Origin of the sequence: Mycobacterium sp. 3-98 (assembly GCF_035918355.1) — a bacterium.
Lineage (GTDB): Bacteria > Actinomycetota > Actinomycetes > Mycobacteriales > Mycobacteriaceae > Mycobacterium > Mycobacterium intracellulare.
The window spans coordinates 3,992,652-4,008,236 of sequence record NZ_CP142360.1 but is presented as its reverse complement, the minus strand read 5'-3'; the positions used below and the strand labels follow the sequence as shown (position 1 = coordinate 4,008,236).

The window sequence follows — 15,585 nt, the reverse complement described above, 5'->3', positions numbered from 1 at the left end:
AGTCGACGTGACAACCCAGACAGTACGAGTAGACAACTTGGACATCGAATACACCGACAGCGGAACGGGTTCGACGATCCTTTTCGTCCACGGCGTCTATGTCACCGGCGCGGTGTGGAACGACGTCGTGGCTGAACTAGGGGAGGGCTGCCGCTGCATCGCGCCGACCTGGCCGCTGGGCGCGCATAGCACCCCCACCGGCGGCGCCGACCTGGGCGCTGAGGCGGCAGCGCGGCGCATCGTCCACTTCATGGAAGCCCTCGATCTGACCGACGTCACCGTGGTGGCCAACGACACCGGTGGTGGACTGGTGCTGGCATCGCTGGGCGATCCAGGTCTGGACACATCCCGCATCGCCCGTCTGGTACTCACCAATTGCGATAGCTACGAACACTTTCCGCCTGGCTCCTTCGCTCAGATCGTCAAGCTGTGCCGTCTCAGCTCCCGGGTGGGTGGAGGAATTGTCCGCCTGTTGGCCACTGAACCAGGGCAGAGCTTCTTCCTGAAGGCGGTGTCCAAGCACCCGCCCTCCCACGAGCGGCAACGGGAGATCTTCGGCGCGTTCGCCACCAGCCGAGCGGCCCGTCGCGACGCGGTCATGGTGACCGCCTCACTGGATCCGGCGCTGACTCTGCGTGCCGCACCTGCGATCAAGGCGTTCGACAGACCCGTCACATTGACATGGGGCACCGAGGATAAACTGTTCCCCCTCGACCATGCTCGCCGGCTACGCGACGCGTTTCCACATGCCGCGTTGATCGAGATCCCGGATTGCTCCGCCTTTGTCATGATCGATGCGCCCGCGAAACTCGCTGAGGCGATCCGCAACGGATGACCGGCTAAGCCCCAATGATCACGGTTCCAGAGCCGGCAGCCTAGATGGTGCGTGCCCAGCATTTCCAGGGCAATGCTTGTGCGCCGCAGGGAGGTATCGATGCACATCAAGTCCACGACTTGATCGAACTGAAGCTCGAGGGTGCCATCACCTGAGCTCCGGTCAGCTCACCACCATTGACGGTGGTGGCGTGAATCCCGGGTTCGACAACGCCGTTGCCATCCCGCTGCCGATCGGCCCGGTTTCGTCAAACAGGGTCGCCACCCCAGTGGCGACCCCCGCATGGCTGTAGTGCGTCACCGACGCCAATCCGATGTAGACACCTTCCGGCACGCGACTGAGCGTGATCGTGTAGTCGGCGTTGATGAACTGCAATCCCTCAGTACCCCAATTGGTTAGCGAGCTGGTGACGTCTCCGGCCATGACGGCGCGAGTGAAAGGCGATAATGGCTCGTCATCGACGAGAAACTTCGTCTCCCGCATCCACGCGAATTTCTGGCCGTGGTGTCGCCACTCTTTGATGCCGACACCCGGACTCCCCGCGACTGGGTCCCGGCCGAACGAGTGAAACACCATCGGGGCATCGTCATTCAGCACGTCGGGCTCCGCGGGCACTGCGGGCATCGTGACGGGTGACGTCCACACGGTGTCCACGGCATGCTCACTCCGGCGGAGGAACAATGCGCTGGCCCGCGCCACGATCACGTCGTTCTGAGTCATGACCGCGTCGACCAGTCGAAGTCGGCGGCCGTCACGCACAACCGAGGAATGCATCTGCAGTGGTTGCAACGCCACCGGCCTGAGCAGGTCGACGGTCAGCCGGGCGGGTTGAAGGTCGACATCGTCTACTTCTTGCTCGACCGCTCGCCCCAACAACCCACCGATGTAATTGCCGCTGAGCGACGGACCCCATGGCCCTCTCGCCAAAGAAGTAGGCACATAGCATTTTCCGTCGGTGACGAAGAAGCACGTCGGTGCTGGGTCGGATTGATTCGTCGATGATGAGTCTGTCACCTGATCTCTAGCCCCTTAACCGGCATCGCTCGATGAGTATCTCGGCCAATCGCACCGGATGGCTGAACATCACCTCGTGGCAGGCATCGACGGGGATAACGGTATCCACCCCGCCGAGTGCCGCGATGCTGGCGTGCTGTGAGGCCACCGACAGGGCGCGGTCGCGGGTGGTCAATATCCAGGTGCGCGGCACATCGGTGGGTAGTCCGCTGCGGTCGACCGGCTCTCCGGGTATCCGCGCTGACTCCGCTTGCAGTTTGGACATCGTCAGCCGGCGCTGCGCGGGGGTCATGCCGTTGCAGAACGCCCAGCGTGCCGCCGGCGTTGGAATCTTCATGGGTCTGCCGATACGCGCGGCGCGCCGAGCGAAGACCGCCAGCGGTCCGCCGAGTGTGTCCGCGATGGCCGAGCCCTGCGGCGGAACGAATGCCGTTGCCAGAATCATCTCCCGGACTCGGGAGGGACCGAGCTTAGCGACGACGCCGGGGACGGTCACACCCGCCATCGAGTGGCCCACGATCACGATGTCACCGAGACCCGCTTCCTCGATGTCGGCGACGACAGAGTCCACCCAATCGGCGATCGTGACGGTCGCGAGGTCGCCTGGCTTATTGCCGTGTCCGGGCAGATCCACTGCGAGAGTGCGTAATCCGGGTTCCTGGCGGCGCAATTCGGCGATGACGAGATCCCAGCAGTCACCGGCGTGCTCGCCGCCGTGGACGAGCACGAGGTCGGGCAGGGACTTGACGGCGCCGTTCATCGGGAGTTGATCAACTGGGAGCTCAGCATGTCGATGTCGGTCCGGAAGTCTGTGTAGCTCCTGCTGGCCGGCTCGATGGTGATCCACGTGACACCCGCCTCGGCGTAGGCGTCCAGCCGCGGCTGCACCGCGGCGCAGAATCTCTCGCAGTTGCCGCTGGCGAGCAGGTGCGCTTCGAACGGAACGAAGGCGACGTCAGCAGCGCCGCGGCCCGCTTCCGCCCGCTGCTTGTTCACCCTCGCGATCCAGTCACCAAGCGTGTCGATGTCCTCGAGTGGGCGGGCGCGGGTGATCGCGGCCATCTCGCCCGACGCGGCCATCGGCATCCAGCCGTCGGCGACCTCCACGACACGACGTTGCGCGGCCGCGCCGTTGCCACCGATCCAGATCGGCGGACCACCCGTCGTCAGCGGCGGTGGCAGCGCGACATGTCCGCTGACCCCGAACTCCGGCCCGTCATGATCGACGCCCGCCCACGTCGCCTTCCACGCCGCGATCGCCTCGTCGAGCAGTGCGCCGCGCCGGTCGAAATCGGCTCCTAGCGCTTCGAATTCGGCCTTGAGATAGCCGGCTCCCGTGCCTAATGTGAACCGACCACCCGAGAGCAGATCGAAGCTCGCGGCCGCTTTGGCCGTCAGATACGGGTTGCGATAACCCGACACCAGAATGTAGGTCATCAATCGGATGCGGGTGGTGGCGGCCGCCGCGAAGCTCAGCGACACGAACGGATCGAAAGCGTGGTGGCCGCCGCGGGCCAGCCACTCCCGATCCGGATAGGGGTGTTCGGACATGGAAAAGCCATCGAAGCCGGCCTCTTCCACCAGTCGTGCGACGTCCCCGATACCGGCGCCTTCGCACCAGCGGTTCCAGTGCTTGACGGCCCGCATCGGAAACATCAGGTTGTATTGCACTTCGGTCCCTTTCAGCTCCATTGTCGCCGCGGCTATCGCACCAGCGATCGCGCGATGATCTCGCGCTGGACTTCCGTCGCACCTTCGCCCAGACGCTTGACGCGCAGGTCGCGAAACCATCGCTCCAGCGGCAGTTCGGTAGAGATTCCCAGTGCGCCGTGAATCTGGATGCACCGATCCAGAACTCGGTATGCTGCTTCGGTTCCGAACATCTTGGCCACCGACGCATCCACCCGGACGTCGCGTCCGAGGTCGGCGTTCGATGCGGCCTGGTACATCAGCAGCCGTGCGGCCCGCAGGTCTACCTCACTGTCCACCAGCATCCACTGGATGCCCTGCTTGTCAGCCAGCCTGCCGCCGAACACGTCTCGGTCCCTGGCCCATCGGCAGGCCATGTCCAGCGCGCTCTGCGCAATGCCGATCGGCCCGGCGGCGTACACGATGCGGCCGTGCACCAGGAACTCCCCGGCTAACGAAAAGCCCTGTCCCTCTTCGCCGATCAGCTGTTCGGTCGGGAGCCGAACGTTATCGAAGTGCAGTTCGTAAGGGGCGAAGGACGCCATCACGGGGATCCGGCTGAACGTGACTCCTGGGGTGCCCTTTTCGAGAATGAAAGCCGAGATACCATGGCGCCCCTCACCGGTGCGGGCATACACCACCCCCCAATCGGCGTCGGGAGCATGTGAAATCCACATCTTCGAGCCGTTGAGCAGGTAGCTGCTGCCGTCACGCGTCGCCTTGAGCTTGATCGCCCGCGCCGGATCCGACCCACCGGAAGCCTCGGTGATCGCGGTGTACGCCTTGGACATGATCCCATCGATGACAGGTCGGGCGTACTTTTCGAACTGTTCGGGTGTCGCCTTGAACATAATGTTGGGGGGGTTGCCGCCGAAGGCTCCGAGGGCCGGAAAGAAGGCCCCCATCCGGCATTTCGCTGCCTCCTCGGCGACCACCACTTGGCCGAGGACACTGAGCCCGGCGCCGCCGTACTCCTCGGGCGTCTGCAGTGACCACAGTCCGGCCTCCCTGGCTTTTGCCTGCAGCGCGACGAGCTGTTCGCGGGGTAGCCCGACTGTGTCGTGGTCCAGCTTCTCCTCGACGGGATGCACATGCGCATCCATGAACCGCCGCACCGTATCGCGCAGCATCACCAATTCTTCCGGCAGCTGCCATGCGCCAGAAGGCCCTTCGGACATCAGACCCGTGCCGCAGCAGCAGCCCGCAGGTCGCGTGCACTCTGCAGCTGCGGCTCGTGGTTGGCCTCGTACTGCTCGATCCACTCCTGCGGCAACTTGCCCCATGCCTCACCGATCCGCAGCCGCTGTTCGGAGCTGAACACCTCCGCGGCGACGACGTCACCCACAAAGATGGTGTTCTCGTCGTTGTCCAGCGACCCCGTGATGCGGCATTCCACGTAGCTGTGTGCGTCAAGCAGGATCGGCGCACCAGTGACGCCCGGCTTGCTCCGCAGCTTGGAGATCTTGTCACCGTCCCGGCCCGAGCTGCCGCCGAGGGTCATCAGGATCTCCATCGACTTCTCGATCTCGTGCGGGCCGGCTGACAGCATGTGCATCACGAAAATGCCGGAGTTCAACAGCATGTCGTGCGTCCTATTGTATTTGGTCAGGCTGACGGTCGCGCGTGGCAGCTCCGGCACGATGCTGGCCGAGCCGGCCGACAGCGACATCAGCCCATTAGCGAAACCGCCGTCAATCGTGGTGACCGCCACCGGAAACGGCCGCAGTCCGGCCAGCACCTTGTCGGCGGCCGCGAGATTCAGCGTCATGTCTTTCCCTTTTGTCGATTCAGCCGAGCGTGAACGGGTCGCGAGTCTCTCCGGACAGCTCCACCCAGACCGCTTTGGTCTCGGTGAAGTCCTTCACGGCGTCGATGCCGTTCTCCCGTCCGATGCCGCTGTAGCCGATGCCACCGAACGGAACATGAGGCGCGACGACTCGATAAGCGTTGATCCACACCGTGCCGGCCCGCAGCTTGGCGGCCACCCGGTGCGCGCGGTGGACGTCCTTGGTCCACACCGCCGCGGCCAGTCCGAACTCGGTGCCGTTGGCCGCGGCGACGGCTTCGTCTTCGTCTTCGAAGGTCATCACCGCCAGCACGGGTCCGAAGATCTCCTCAGCGACGGCCCGCATCGACTGGTCGACGCCGGTCAGCACCGTTGGCTTGACGAAGAACCCGCCGAGGTCGCTGGCGGGCTCGCCGCCGTAGGCGACCGTCGCCCCCTGCTCACGTGCAGAAGCGAAGTGCGACAGCACCTTTTCGTACTGCGGCAAGTTGGACACCGGACCCATCTCGGTCGTCGGGTCCTTCGGGTCGCCCAGTTTGATGGTCGCAGCCCGCGCGACGATCTTCTCCACCAACGCGTCCGCGACGCTGCGGTCTACCAGCAGGCGCGAGCCCGCCAGACACGTCTGGCCGGTGGCGGCGAAGACGCCGGCGATCACCCCGTTGGCCGCGGCGTCGAGGTCAGCATCGGCGAACACCACTTGCGCCGACTTGCCGCCGAGTTCGAGTGAGAACCGGGTCATGTTCTCGATCGCGGCCTTGCCGACGTGAATGCCGGTGGCCGTCGACCCGGTGAACGCGACCTTGTCGACGCCCGGGTGCGACGCCAGCGCGGCGCCCGTCTCCGGACCCCAGCCGGTGACGACGTTGATCACGCCCGGCGGAAAACCGGCCTCGGCGAACAGCTTTGCGAACGCCAATGTCGACGTCGGGGTGTGATCGCTTGGCTTGACGACGAACGTGCAACCCGCGGCCAGCCCGGCGGCCAACTTCCAGGTCAACAGCAGTAGCGGTGAGTTCCAGGGCGTGATCGCGCCGACCACGCCGACGGGCTCATGGCGGGTGTAGACGAAGTAGTTGGGCTTGTCCACCGGTATGACGTCGCCCTGCAGCTTGTCTGCCAGCCCGCCATAGTAGAAGTAGTAATCCGGCAGCGACCGCATCTGGCCGACCATTTCGCGAACCAGCTTGCCGCCGTCACGCACCTCGAGTTCGGCGAGCTGGTCGGCTTCGCGCGCGATGATCTCACCGAGTCGGTGCAGCAGCTTGCCGCGGGCGGTCGCAGTGAGCGCACCCCACGGTCCATTCAGCGCGGCACGGGCGGCGGCGACGGCGCGATCCACATCGGCCGCCGCGGCATCGGGCACGCGCGCCCAGGGCCTGCCAGTGAAGGGGTCAACGCTGTCGTAGGTCAATCCCGACGCAGCGGAGGATGGTTCGCCCCCAATCAGGAGGTCGAACTGGACCAACGTCTCGGTCGCGGTGTCGGTCATCGCCTCCTCCTCATCTTGTTCGGGGTTTCTTCTTGTTGTTCAACGAGTCCGGGGTAGCCCCGGCGTTGCCAAGGTCGGTGAAGAACTTGCCGTGCCGGGCGGCGACACTGGGGGTCAGATCACGGGCCTCCCACATCGCGCGAACGGTGCCCTGCACGCCATTGGGTCTGCGCGCGGCGATTTCGGAGGCCAGTTCGAAGGCGCGGACGCGTAATTGGTCGTCCGGGACCACCTCGGTCACCAGCCCGATTCGCAGCGCGGTCTGCGCCGACATCCGCTCCTCGCTGCCGAGCAGCGCCCAGCGCATCACCTCGCCGTAGGGCACGCCAAGGGCCAGCATGCCCATCGGCTCCAGCGCCGAGACGATGCCCGCGTTGGCATGTGGGTCAAAGAAGGTGGCCGTCTCACTGCAGATCGAAAAGTCGCACTGGTTGACGAAGTACATGGCGCCGCCGGCCACGATGCCGTGCAGTGCCGCGATCACCGGCTTCCACACCTTGTGTGCCTTCGGCCCCAGCAATTCTCCCGGATCCTCTTGATTGAAGATCGGTCGGTGCTTCCACCAGGTGCCCTCGGTCACGTCGATGCCGGTGCAGAAGGCGCGCTCGCCGTTGGCGCACAGCACCGCGGCCCGGATGTCCTCGTCGTCGCGCACTCGGGCCCACACCGCGGCGAGTTCGGCGGCCATCTGTTCGGTGAAGCTGTTCATTTTCTCGGGCCGGTTGAGCGCCACGGTGGCGACGTGGTCGGCGACCTGGAATTCAATAGTGGCAAGGTCGGTCTGCTCGATCATCGTCGCTCCTCGGTCGATCCGGTCGATACCGGCATCTTCCCACCCGACTGGCTGACGTGGTTCACCTGGTTAGCGATCTCGCGTTTGAGGATCTTGCCCGCGGGCCCCAACGGGAACTCACGCCAGAACACGAACCGGCGCGGCTGCTTGTAACCGGCCAATTCCGCGCGGCACAACGCAGCCAGTTCCGCAGTCAGTGCGTCCTGATCGCCGACGTGGGATTTGGCAATCACGGCGGCCACCGGCGTCTCACCCCACTCGGGGTCAGGCACCCCGACCACCGCAACCATGTCGACATCGGAGTGCTGCGCGATCACCCGCTCAATCTCCGCCGGGTAGACATTGAACCCGCCGGAGATGATCAGATCGGTCTTGCGACCGGTGATGTGGAGGTAGCCCTCCTCGTCAAGGTAGCCCAAGTCGCCGGAGCGCAGCCCATCAGAACGGAACGTCTCGGCGGTCTGCTCGGGCCGGTTCCAGTAGCCAATCGCGTTGGCGGGGCTGGTGATGACGATTTCGCCGACATCGCCGGGCGGGGCGTCGTTGCCGTCGACGTCGATGACGCGGATCACGCACATCGGGGTTTCCTGTCCGCATGAGGTCGCGATCGAGGTTTTGCCGGCGACGATGTCGCGGTGATCTTGCGGGGTGAGGATCGTTGCCTGTCCTCCGCATTCGGTGAGGCCGTAGCGCTGTTGCAGCTCGCAGCCGAGCAGGTCCATCGCCTTACGTGCCAGGCCCGGCGGCACTGGGGCCGAACCATAGGAGATGCGCCGTAGGCTCGACATGTCCCGCGGTGGGCCGTCTTCGAGGATCGCCAGCGTCCGGTGCAGCATCGTCGGGATGAAGGTCGTGAACGTGATCGCACTGCGTTCGATCTCGTCGATCACCGCCTGCGGGTCGAATCTCTGATGGATCACCATGGTCTGACCGAGATAGAGCCAAGACACCGTGCGGACCATGCCGCCTGCAGTAAAGAACGGTGTCGTCGCGAGCATGACGTCGGAGCGGTTGGCCTCGGTGACCAGGTTCGTGTCGGCCGCCTGGTAGAGCAGGGCGCGATGAGTGTGCATCACACCTTTGGCGCGACCGGTGGTACCGCTGGTGTACAAGATGAACGCCACGTCGTCCGGCGTGATGTCGCGGCGCTCGGCGCCGGGCTGCGCTTGCGCCAGCGCCGTCTCGTAGTCGGTGACCAACTCGCTCGTGCCGAGCATTGAGTGCGCGCCCACGCCTAATATCAGTGCCAGCTCGGTTAATTCGCCCAGGAACTTGTCCAAGTGGTCGGCGTGGATGATCACCGCTCGTGCGCCGGAGTCGTCGCGGACGTGGGCGACTTCGTCGGGAGCCAGCCTGATGTTCACCGGCACCGTGATCAGCCCGGCTTTGGCCAGGCCGAACGAGATCTCAGGCCATTCGATGCAGTTGCGGGCGATCACCATCACCCGGTCGCCCGGTACCAGCCCCCGTCCGATCAGGAAGGCGGCGAGCCGCCGGGCTCTGTCGTCGACCTGCGACCAGGTAAGCGCCCGGTCGGCATCGACCAGCGCACGCTTGTCGGGGTAGCGGCGGGAGTTGTTGGTCGCGATGTCACCGATGAGCATCAGATGAAGTCCGTTCAAATTAGGAAAGCGAGTGTCTCGACCGGGCCGCTTGCGTCGATCAGGTGCACGATCTTGCGAATCAGCCGGGGGCCGTCCTGTGACAAGCGAATCGTGTGGATAACCCGGCCGGCCCAGAAGCGTTGACGTAGACGGTATTCGAATAGAGCGAAGTTGGATTCCACAGTGACGGAGTCGGCGGCCGTTTCCACCACCTCGCTGTTGGAGACCACGCGCCGCATTACCGACGGCGGTGTCTGGGAGTGCCGGTTACCCGTGTTGAGCTGAGCCACCCGGCTTTTGATCCGTCGTCGGTTGTCGTTGATGTAGGCCAGCGTGGTGCGCGGGTCATCGTCGGGGTGCATCGGGACGCGGTACTCGACCGTGTCGTCGTCATCGGCCCACAGCGCTTCCCACTCCGAGTAGCGGCCCTCGTCGGCCAGCCGCGCTTCCAGATAGAGAAACGACAGGATCTCGGGGGCGGGCAGCGCGCGTAGAGCGGGACGTGCCTGGGCTTCGGAGTTGACGGTCATGCTTCGCTTCTCCCACCGACGACCGAGGCCCAATGTGAGTAGAAACCGCGCTGGGGAGTCTCGGCGCTCTTGTCGCGGTTGATGATTCCAGTCATGTCGTCGACATCGCTTTCTATGCCGCGGGCCAGCATCAGCCACTCCGGCAGCTCTGCGGCGAGCCCGGCCTGGTTGCGCATCCCGATCTCTCCGTCGTCGGCGATCAAGAACCCCGCAGGACCCATCGCCCCCTCGGAACGGCGCAGCGTGCGCTCGTTCAACGCATCCTGGCCGGGTATCAGGACCGCGGTGGTGTAGGCGATGGTGCGGTCGGGCGCCTGCGGTTCGACGAACATCACGTTCATCTCGGCGAGGAAGAGGTTGGGCCATATCAACGTGTGTGGTGGACCCACCACCAGTGCGTCGTGCGCCTGCTCGGGGCCGTACGCACCCTCCAGCGCGCCGACGTAGTCGGCGAGCTTGGCTCGCGGGATCCTGCCGTACCAGACGAATTCCTCGTCGAGTTTCCGGTATTCGTCGCTGTAGTCGATCTCGGAATGGCCGTTACCGAGGTCGCGGACCAGCACGTCGACCTTAGTCGGGACGTGCGACACCTTGGCGGGCTTGATCGCGTCGTACACCGAGGCATGGGTGAACAGCGCGTGGTAACCGTCGACGTTGTTCTCCACCACCATCTTCCAGTTGGCGTGGTGCAAGTGCTTCATCCAGTTGGCCCGCAGGTCGATCTCGCGGGTGGGGGACAGGTTGAGCAGACGGTCGATGGCGCGTGTTGCCTTGCCAAGGTGCTCGGTTAACGAGATACCGTCTGGCGCCAATGATGCGAAGACGAATCCGCCGTAGCTGTCGACCCGAGGCGCCTGGGCAAGGCCCAGCTCGGAACGCACCTTGTTGAACTCCTCGCCGTAACCCTCACGCATCGGAACACCCTGCAGAGCACCGGTGTTGCCGAATGTCCAGCCGTGATACGGGCACCGGAACGAGTTGGCGTTGCCCTTCTCGGCGTTGCACAGCTTGTTGGCACGGTGAGTGCAGCGGTTGAGCATCACGCGAACCACGCCATCCTTACCGCGTGCGACGACGACCGGGTCGTGGCCGATCATTCGGGTCAGGTAGTCACCCGGCTCGCTGACCTCGCTCTCGTGGGCGACGTAGACCCATCCGGTCTTGAAGATAGTGTCCATTTCGCGTCGGAAGATCTCGGTGGACGTATACACGGTCCCGTGCACACGGTCGTGGCGGATGACACTGCCGACGTCGAAGTCGTCGACGGCGGGGGCGGATTCAAGTGTCGTCACTGGTCCTCCAGAATGTCGATGGCCGGGATGGCGACGTCGCCGAGGTGGCGGAAACCAATATGGACTGTTGTGCCGATGGGCGGTGCGGTGTCCGCAGGTTGCACGGTCGTCATCACAATCCGGTGCCCACTCGTCAGCTCGACGTCGACGACGGGGTAGGGCACCAGGCCGTGCACCAGGCCCGCTTCACGCCGGTGCATGAGCGTCGCAGCGTGTACGGTCCCGCGTAAATCAACTGTGCGCCAGTCTTGTTCGGCGTTCCCGCATTGGTCGCAGACTTCTTGATCGAGCTCGAGTGGCAGGGCGCAAGCCGCGCAGAACGGCAATGCGAGCTCATTGCGTGCGGCCGCTCGGTACAGCGGCGCCAGCATGTCGTCATCGGCGGCGGGCGCCAGTGCGCTGTCCAGCAGCCAGTCCTCGACCGCGGTGGCGGTCATGCGGCACGCTCCAGCACCAACGCGGCATGGTGGTCCATTCGGCCGCCGATACCGCCGACCAGCGCCACCGTGGCCCCGGGAACCTGACGTTGCCCGCCGGTGCCGCGCAGCTGAATCATCGCCTCCGCCAGGGGCGTCATGCCCTGCAGGTAGAAACCGGACAGCTGGCCACCGCCGGTATTGGTCGGCAGTGTGCCGCCCGGCCCGGTGTGGCCGTCGCGCACGAACGCACCCGCGGGAATGTCACCGGTGAGCCGGTATTCATCGAGCAGCACCAGGGTCACAATCGAGAACGGGTCGTACAGCTCGGCGACGTGCAGGTCTGATCGGGCCATGCCGGCCTGTTCGAGTGCGTCCTGGACCGCGCGGCCACCGCCGCCGAACCACGACTCGGCTCCGGAGCGACGGCGCCGCACCGGATGGTCGCGCCCGGTGCCGCGAACCCGCAATCGGGCGCCCCCGACCGAGGGCCGCCCGGTGAGCACGACGGCGACCGCCCCGTTCACCGGCCGAGCACAATCGAGCAGTCGAAGTGGTTCGGCAACCATCGGGGAAGAGTCATAGCCGGCGTCGTCGAGCGGCTCGCGGTTGACCGCGTCGGGATTGCCGCACGCCCATGCCCTTGCCGTGGTGGCCACGGAGCGCAGCGCGTCGGTGCGGGTGCCGGTGACGTGCAGCCAGCGCTGGGTAAGCAGCGCATACGTCGGGACTGAGCCAAGCAGCCCCGAGGCCCGCTCCAGTCCGCGCACCCCGACGTTGCCGCCACTGTGTGCGTAGGTCGAGCCCGCGCCGCGGCCGGCCACCAGGGGCGCGTCGGCGAACACGCACAGTATGGTTGCCGCCTCAGCGGTGAGGATCGCGTGGCGCGCGCGCTGGATCATGGCGATGGTCGTGGCGCCCTTGATCTCGACGTGCTCCAACAGGCGCAGATCCGAGAAGCCGGCCGCGGCGGCGAAGCCGACGCCCAGTCGTTCCGGCCGAACCCCCTGCGACGAGCCGACCAGGATCCCGTCGATGTCAGCCCGCTCGAGTCCGGCGTCGGCCAATGCGGCGGCGCTCGCCTTGACGGCCAGTTCGAGCGGCGTCGCGCCGGGACGCAGCGACATCGCGGTCATGCCCAGACCCACCAGGTCGGCGGCGGCGCTCACGGCCGCTCCGTTGAGCGGCGTTCGCCGCGGTAATTGCCCACCCTGATCCACTCCTCGCGGTCTTCGGCGGTGGCCATGGTGAAACTGGCCAACTCCAAGGGGCACAAGAAGACCTGCTCGCCGCCCTCCAGGTCCTCGACGAGCAGGCGGGGGCCGTTGCCGTTGACGTCCAGCGACAACCGCACGGCCGCGAACTCGTTGACCAGGTCGGCGAGGACGCGGCGTCCGGCCGGAGTGTTCACCTGCCCAGTATTACCGCATACAAGTGTCAGAATCAATGGAATGGAGCGGAATGACTCTAGGCGTATTACTTGCAGGCCGAGCGGTGGGAGCCATTCCCTACATGGGAACATAGAGCTTGTGCGACGATGAGGGGCATGCATCGCGACGCCAGCGCCAGATGACATATATGTCAGATACGAAGATTTGAGAAGGTGATGATGAGCCAAGCACCAGCACCGGCCGACGCGGTCGATGTGAGCCGGGTCGACACCGAGAACTACCGCAGCATCTGGATGTACCTCAAGGAGCTCGAGTTCCGGCAGGGGTTCATTGACATCCCGGTCAATGGAGTCCTCGTCCGTACCCGCTATGCCGAGGCCGGCGGTCCGGACAAGCCGCACGCCATCCTGCTGCACGGCACCGGCGGGCACTGGGAGACCTTCGCGCCCAATCTCGCCGCACTGTCGCAGCACTTCCACTGCGTGGCGATCGACATGGTCGGCAACGGGTTCTCCGGAAAGCCGGACTACGACTATGAGATCGCGGTTTACGTCGAACACGTATTGGGGGTGATGGACCACTTCGGCATGGCGTCGGCCAACTTCATCGCCATGTCGCTGGGCGCGTTCGTGGCGTCCGCGGTCTGCGTCGGCCACGCCGACCGGGTGGAGAAAGTGATCCTGATGTCGCCGGCCGGACGGGAAGCCTCGGCGTCGAACATGGCGCGCATCCGCACGGAACGAACCAAGGCGGTCAACGAGCCGACGTGGGAATCGCTGCACGCCGTGTTCGCTCACCTGATCGCCGACGAAGCCAATCGGCTGCCCGATCTCATCGGCCTACGCCAGGCCGTGTATCGGCGCGAGGACACCCGCAACACCATCGACCGGCTGCTGATCCTGCAGGACGAGAAGGTGCGTCACCGCAACCTGATTCCCGACGACAAGTGGCGCGGCATCGAGGCGCCGGTGATGATCGTGGCATCGGGCAAGGACCACGGCGTGTATCAGGACACGGCGCGCACCATCGCCGACCTGATCCCGAATTCGGAGGTGTTCGAGATGCCCTCGGTGCGGCACTGGCCGCATTTCGAGGATCCCGAGGCGTTCAACGCCGCGGCGATCGAGTTCCTTACGAGATGAGCAGACCCGCCGAGGACGAGCTCGCCGACATTGCCCGGCGGCTCTACGAGGCCGAGCAGACCCGCACGCCGATCCGGCAGTTGTCGTTGGACTATCCCGACATGACCATCGAGGACGCCTACGCGGTGCAGCGGGCACTCGTCGCGCTCAAGGTCGCCGACGGGCGAGAAGTCAAGGGTCGCAAGATCGGTCTGACCTCGAAGGTGATGCAGCGGGCGGTGTCGATCGACGAACCGGATTACGGCGCGCTGTTCGACGACATGTTCATCGAGGATGGCGGCCGCATACCGCTGGGCCGTTATATCCGTCCGCGCGTCGAGGTCGAGTTGGCGTTCGTAATGGGCGAGCAGCTATCCGGCCCCGGCGTCACATTGTTCGACGTGCTGCGGGCCACCGAGTTCGTGACTCCCGCACTCGAAGTCCTCGACGCCAGGGTGCAGATGTCGGACCCCGAAACCGGTCATCTGCGCACCATCGTTGACACCATCGCCGACAACGCCGCGGACGCCGGTCTGGTCCTGGGCGGGCGGGTGTTCCGCCCGTTGGACGTCGACTTGCGCTGGGTGGCGGCCCTGCTGCTGCGCAACGGCACCATCGAGGAATCCGGGGTAGCCGCTGCGGTGCTCAACCATCCCGGCAATGGCGTGGCCTGGCTGGCCAATCGGCTTGCTCCACACGGTGTTTGGCTGGAACGCGGCGAGGTCATCCTGTCCGGATCGTTCACCAAGCCGGTGTTCGCCGAACCGGGGGACACCTTTGTCGCCGACTATGGACCGCTGGGCACGGTGTCGGTGACGTTCGATTCGGAGGCATCGTGACAAACCGGTGGACACAGCGCATCGGCGACGGTGACCCGCGCATCGGCATGTGGGTGGCCTCGGGCAGCGGTTACGTCACCGAAATCTGTGCAGGATCCGGGATCGACTGGCTGCTGTTGGATCAGGAGCACGCGCCCAACGATGTGCGCACCACGCTCGAACAGCTGCAGGTGTTGGCCGGCTACCCGGACGTCGACGTGCTGGTGCGTCCGCCCTCGGCTGACCCGGTGTTCATTAAGCAATTGCTCGACATCGGGGCTCAGAACATCATCGTCCCGATGATCGATGGCCCCGGTGAGGCGGTCGCGGCGGTTTCCGCCACGCGTTATCCGCCCAACGGCATCCGCGGGGTCGGCAGCGCGTTGGCCCGAGCGTCCCGTTGGAACCGCATTTCTGACTATCTCGTCACCGCTGACACGGCCGTGTCGTTGACCGTCCAGGTGGAGAGCGTGGCCGGTCTGGCACAGCTCGGGGAGATCGCCGACGTCGACGGAGTGGACGCCGTCTTCATCGGACCGGCCGACCTGGCAGCCTCGATGGGCAAACTTGGGCAGCCGGAGCATCCAGACGTCGTGAGCACCATAGAAACCGCGCTGGCGACCATCGTGGAACACGGCAAGCGCGCCGGAGTTAATGCGTTCAGCGAGCCACTGGCGCGCCGCTACATGGCGGCCGGGGCGAGCTTCGTGCTCGTAGGAGCGGACGTGGCACTGCTGGCCCGTGGCACCGAGCAGCTGGCAGCGAGGTATCGCCGCCAATGAACGACGCATTGTTTCTGACTGT

At 65.3% G+C, this 15,585-nt stretch carries 17 protein-coding genes; 4 read left to right on the top strand and 13 right to left on the bottom strand.

Features of this window, described 5'->3' with window-relative positions:
• Positions 1 to 37 precede the first annotated feature (37 nt).
• Complete coding sequence (locus QGN30_RS18885; protein WP_009953810.1) at positions 38 to 835, top strand: alpha/beta fold hydrolase; 798 nt, start codon at positions 38 to 40, stop codon at positions 833 to 835.
• 162 nt (positions 836 to 997) lie between these two features.
• Here the strand turns inward: QGN30_RS18885 and QGN30_RS18880 are convergent, their stop codons facing one another.
• From QGN30_RS18880 to QGN30_RS18820, 13 genes are read right to left on the bottom strand one after another with little or no spacing between them, the layout of a single operon-like run.
• Entirely contained in the window at positions 998 to 1,849 is an 852-nt protein-coding gene (locus QGN30_RS18880; RefSeq protein WP_014382034.1) for a thioesterase family protein, read from the bottom strand.
• Positions 1,850 to 1,856: 7 nt separating this feature from the next.
• The gene (locus tag QGN30_RS18875) at positions 1,857 to 2,609 is read right to left on the bottom strand and encodes an alpha/beta fold hydrolase (RefSeq protein ID WP_009953812.1); all 753 of its coding nucleotides are present in this window, start codon (positions 2,607 to 2,609) and stop codon (positions 1,857 to 1,859) included.
• Positions 2,606 to 3,541 carry an LLM class F420-dependent oxidoreductase gene (locus QGN30_RS18870; RefSeq protein WP_009953813.1) on the bottom strand — a complete coding sequence of 312 codons (936 nt, stop codon included), beginning with the start codon at positions 3,539 to 3,541 and terminating at the stop codon, positions 2,606 to 2,608. The genes QGN30_RS18875 and QGN30_RS18870 overlap by 4 nt, the downstream gene beginning before the upstream one ends.
• 11 nt (positions 3,542 to 3,552) lie before the next feature.
• On the bottom strand, positions 3,553 to 4,716 hold the full coding sequence (locus QGN30_RS18865; RefSeq protein WP_009953814.1) for an acyl-CoA dehydrogenase family protein: 1,164 nt from the start codon (positions 4,714 to 4,716) through the stop codon (positions 3,553 to 3,555).
• Positions 4,716 to 5,306, bottom strand: coding sequence for a flavin reductase family protein (locus tag QGN30_RS18860; protein ID WP_009953816.1), 591 nt, complete (start codon positions 5,304 to 5,306; stop codon positions 4,716 to 4,718). The genes QGN30_RS18865 and QGN30_RS18860 overlap by 1 nt, the downstream gene beginning before the upstream one ends.
• Before the next feature lie 19 nt (positions 5,307 to 5,325).
• A complete protein-coding gene (locus QGN30_RS18855; RefSeq protein WP_009953817.1) occupies positions 5,326 to 6,816 on the bottom strand; it encodes an aldehyde dehydrogenase in 1,491 nt (496 codons plus the stop codon).
• Positions 6,817 to 6,826: 10 nt separating this feature from the next.
• On the bottom strand, positions 6,827 to 7,609 hold the full coding sequence (locus QGN30_RS18850) for an enoyl-CoA hydratase/isomerase family protein (RefSeq protein WP_009953818.1): 783 nt from the start codon (positions 7,607 to 7,609) through the stop codon (positions 6,827 to 6,829).
• Positions 7,606 to 9,213: a class I adenylate-forming enzyme family protein gene (locus QGN30_RS18845; RefSeq protein ID WP_014379531.1), complete on the bottom strand. Its 1,608-nt coding sequence runs from the start codon at positions 9,211 to 9,213 to the stop codon at positions 7,606 to 7,608. The genes QGN30_RS18850 and QGN30_RS18845 overlap by 4 nt, the downstream gene beginning before the upstream one ends.
• Positions 9,214 to 9,227: 14 nt before the next feature.
• The gene (locus QGN30_RS18840; protein ID WP_009953820.1) at positions 9,228 to 9,743 is read right to left on the bottom strand and encodes an aromatic-ring-hydroxylating dioxygenase subunit beta; all 516 of its coding nucleotides are present in this window, start codon (positions 9,741 to 9,743) and stop codon (positions 9,228 to 9,230) included.
• Positions 9,740 to 11,035, bottom strand: coding sequence for an aromatic ring-hydroxylating oxygenase subunit alpha (locus QGN30_RS18835; RefSeq protein WP_009953821.1), 1,296 nt, complete (start codon positions 11,033 to 11,035; stop codon positions 9,740 to 9,742). The genes QGN30_RS18840 and QGN30_RS18835 overlap by 4 nt, the downstream gene beginning before the upstream one ends.
• On the bottom strand, positions 11,032 to 11,472 hold the full coding sequence (locus QGN30_RS18830) for a Zn-ribbon domain-containing OB-fold protein (RefSeq protein WP_009953823.1): 441 nt from the start codon (positions 11,470 to 11,472) through the stop codon (positions 11,032 to 11,034). The genes QGN30_RS18835 and QGN30_RS18830 overlap by 4 nt, the downstream gene beginning before the upstream one ends.
• Entirely contained in the window at positions 11,469 to 12,587 is a 1,119-nt protein-coding gene (locus QGN30_RS18825) for a thiolase family protein (protein ID WP_036390512.1), read from the bottom strand. The genes QGN30_RS18830 and QGN30_RS18825 overlap by 4 nt, the downstream gene beginning before the upstream one ends.
• A 29-nt stretch (positions 12,588 to 12,616) precedes the next feature.
• Positions 12,617 to 12,862 (bottom strand): hypothetical protein, encoded by a 246-nt coding sequence (locus QGN30_RS18820; protein WP_009953826.1) that lies wholly within the window; start codon positions 12,860 to 12,862, stop codon positions 12,617 to 12,619.
• Between the two features lie 195 nt (positions 12,863 to 13,057).
• Between QGN30_RS18820 and QGN30_RS18815 the strand changes: the two genes are divergently transcribed.
• Genes QGN30_RS18815 through QGN30_RS18805 form a run of 3 tightly spaced genes read left to right on the top strand, consistent with a single transcriptional unit; the run spans position 13,058 to position 15,563 of the window.
• Complete coding sequence (locus tag QGN30_RS18815; protein ID WP_009953827.1) at positions 13,058 to 13,984, top strand: alpha/beta fold hydrolase; 927 nt, start codon at positions 13,058 to 13,060, stop codon at positions 13,982 to 13,984.
• Positions 13,981 to 14,802 carry a 2-oxo-hept-4-ene-1,7-dioate hydratase gene (hpaH, locus tag QGN30_RS18810; protein ID WP_009953829.1) on the top strand — a complete coding sequence of 274 codons (822 nt, stop codon included), beginning with the start codon at positions 13,981 to 13,983 and terminating at the stop codon, positions 14,800 to 14,802. Before QGN30_RS18815 ends, hpaH begins: the two co-directional genes overlap by 4 nt.
• Complete coding sequence (locus QGN30_RS18805) at positions 14,799 to 15,563, top strand: aldolase/citrate lyase family protein (protein WP_009953831.1); 765 nt, start codon at positions 14,799 to 14,801, stop codon at positions 15,561 to 15,563. The genes hpaH and QGN30_RS18805 overlap by 4 nt, the downstream gene beginning before the upstream one ends.
• Positions 15,564 to 15,585: the final 22 nt, after the last annotated feature.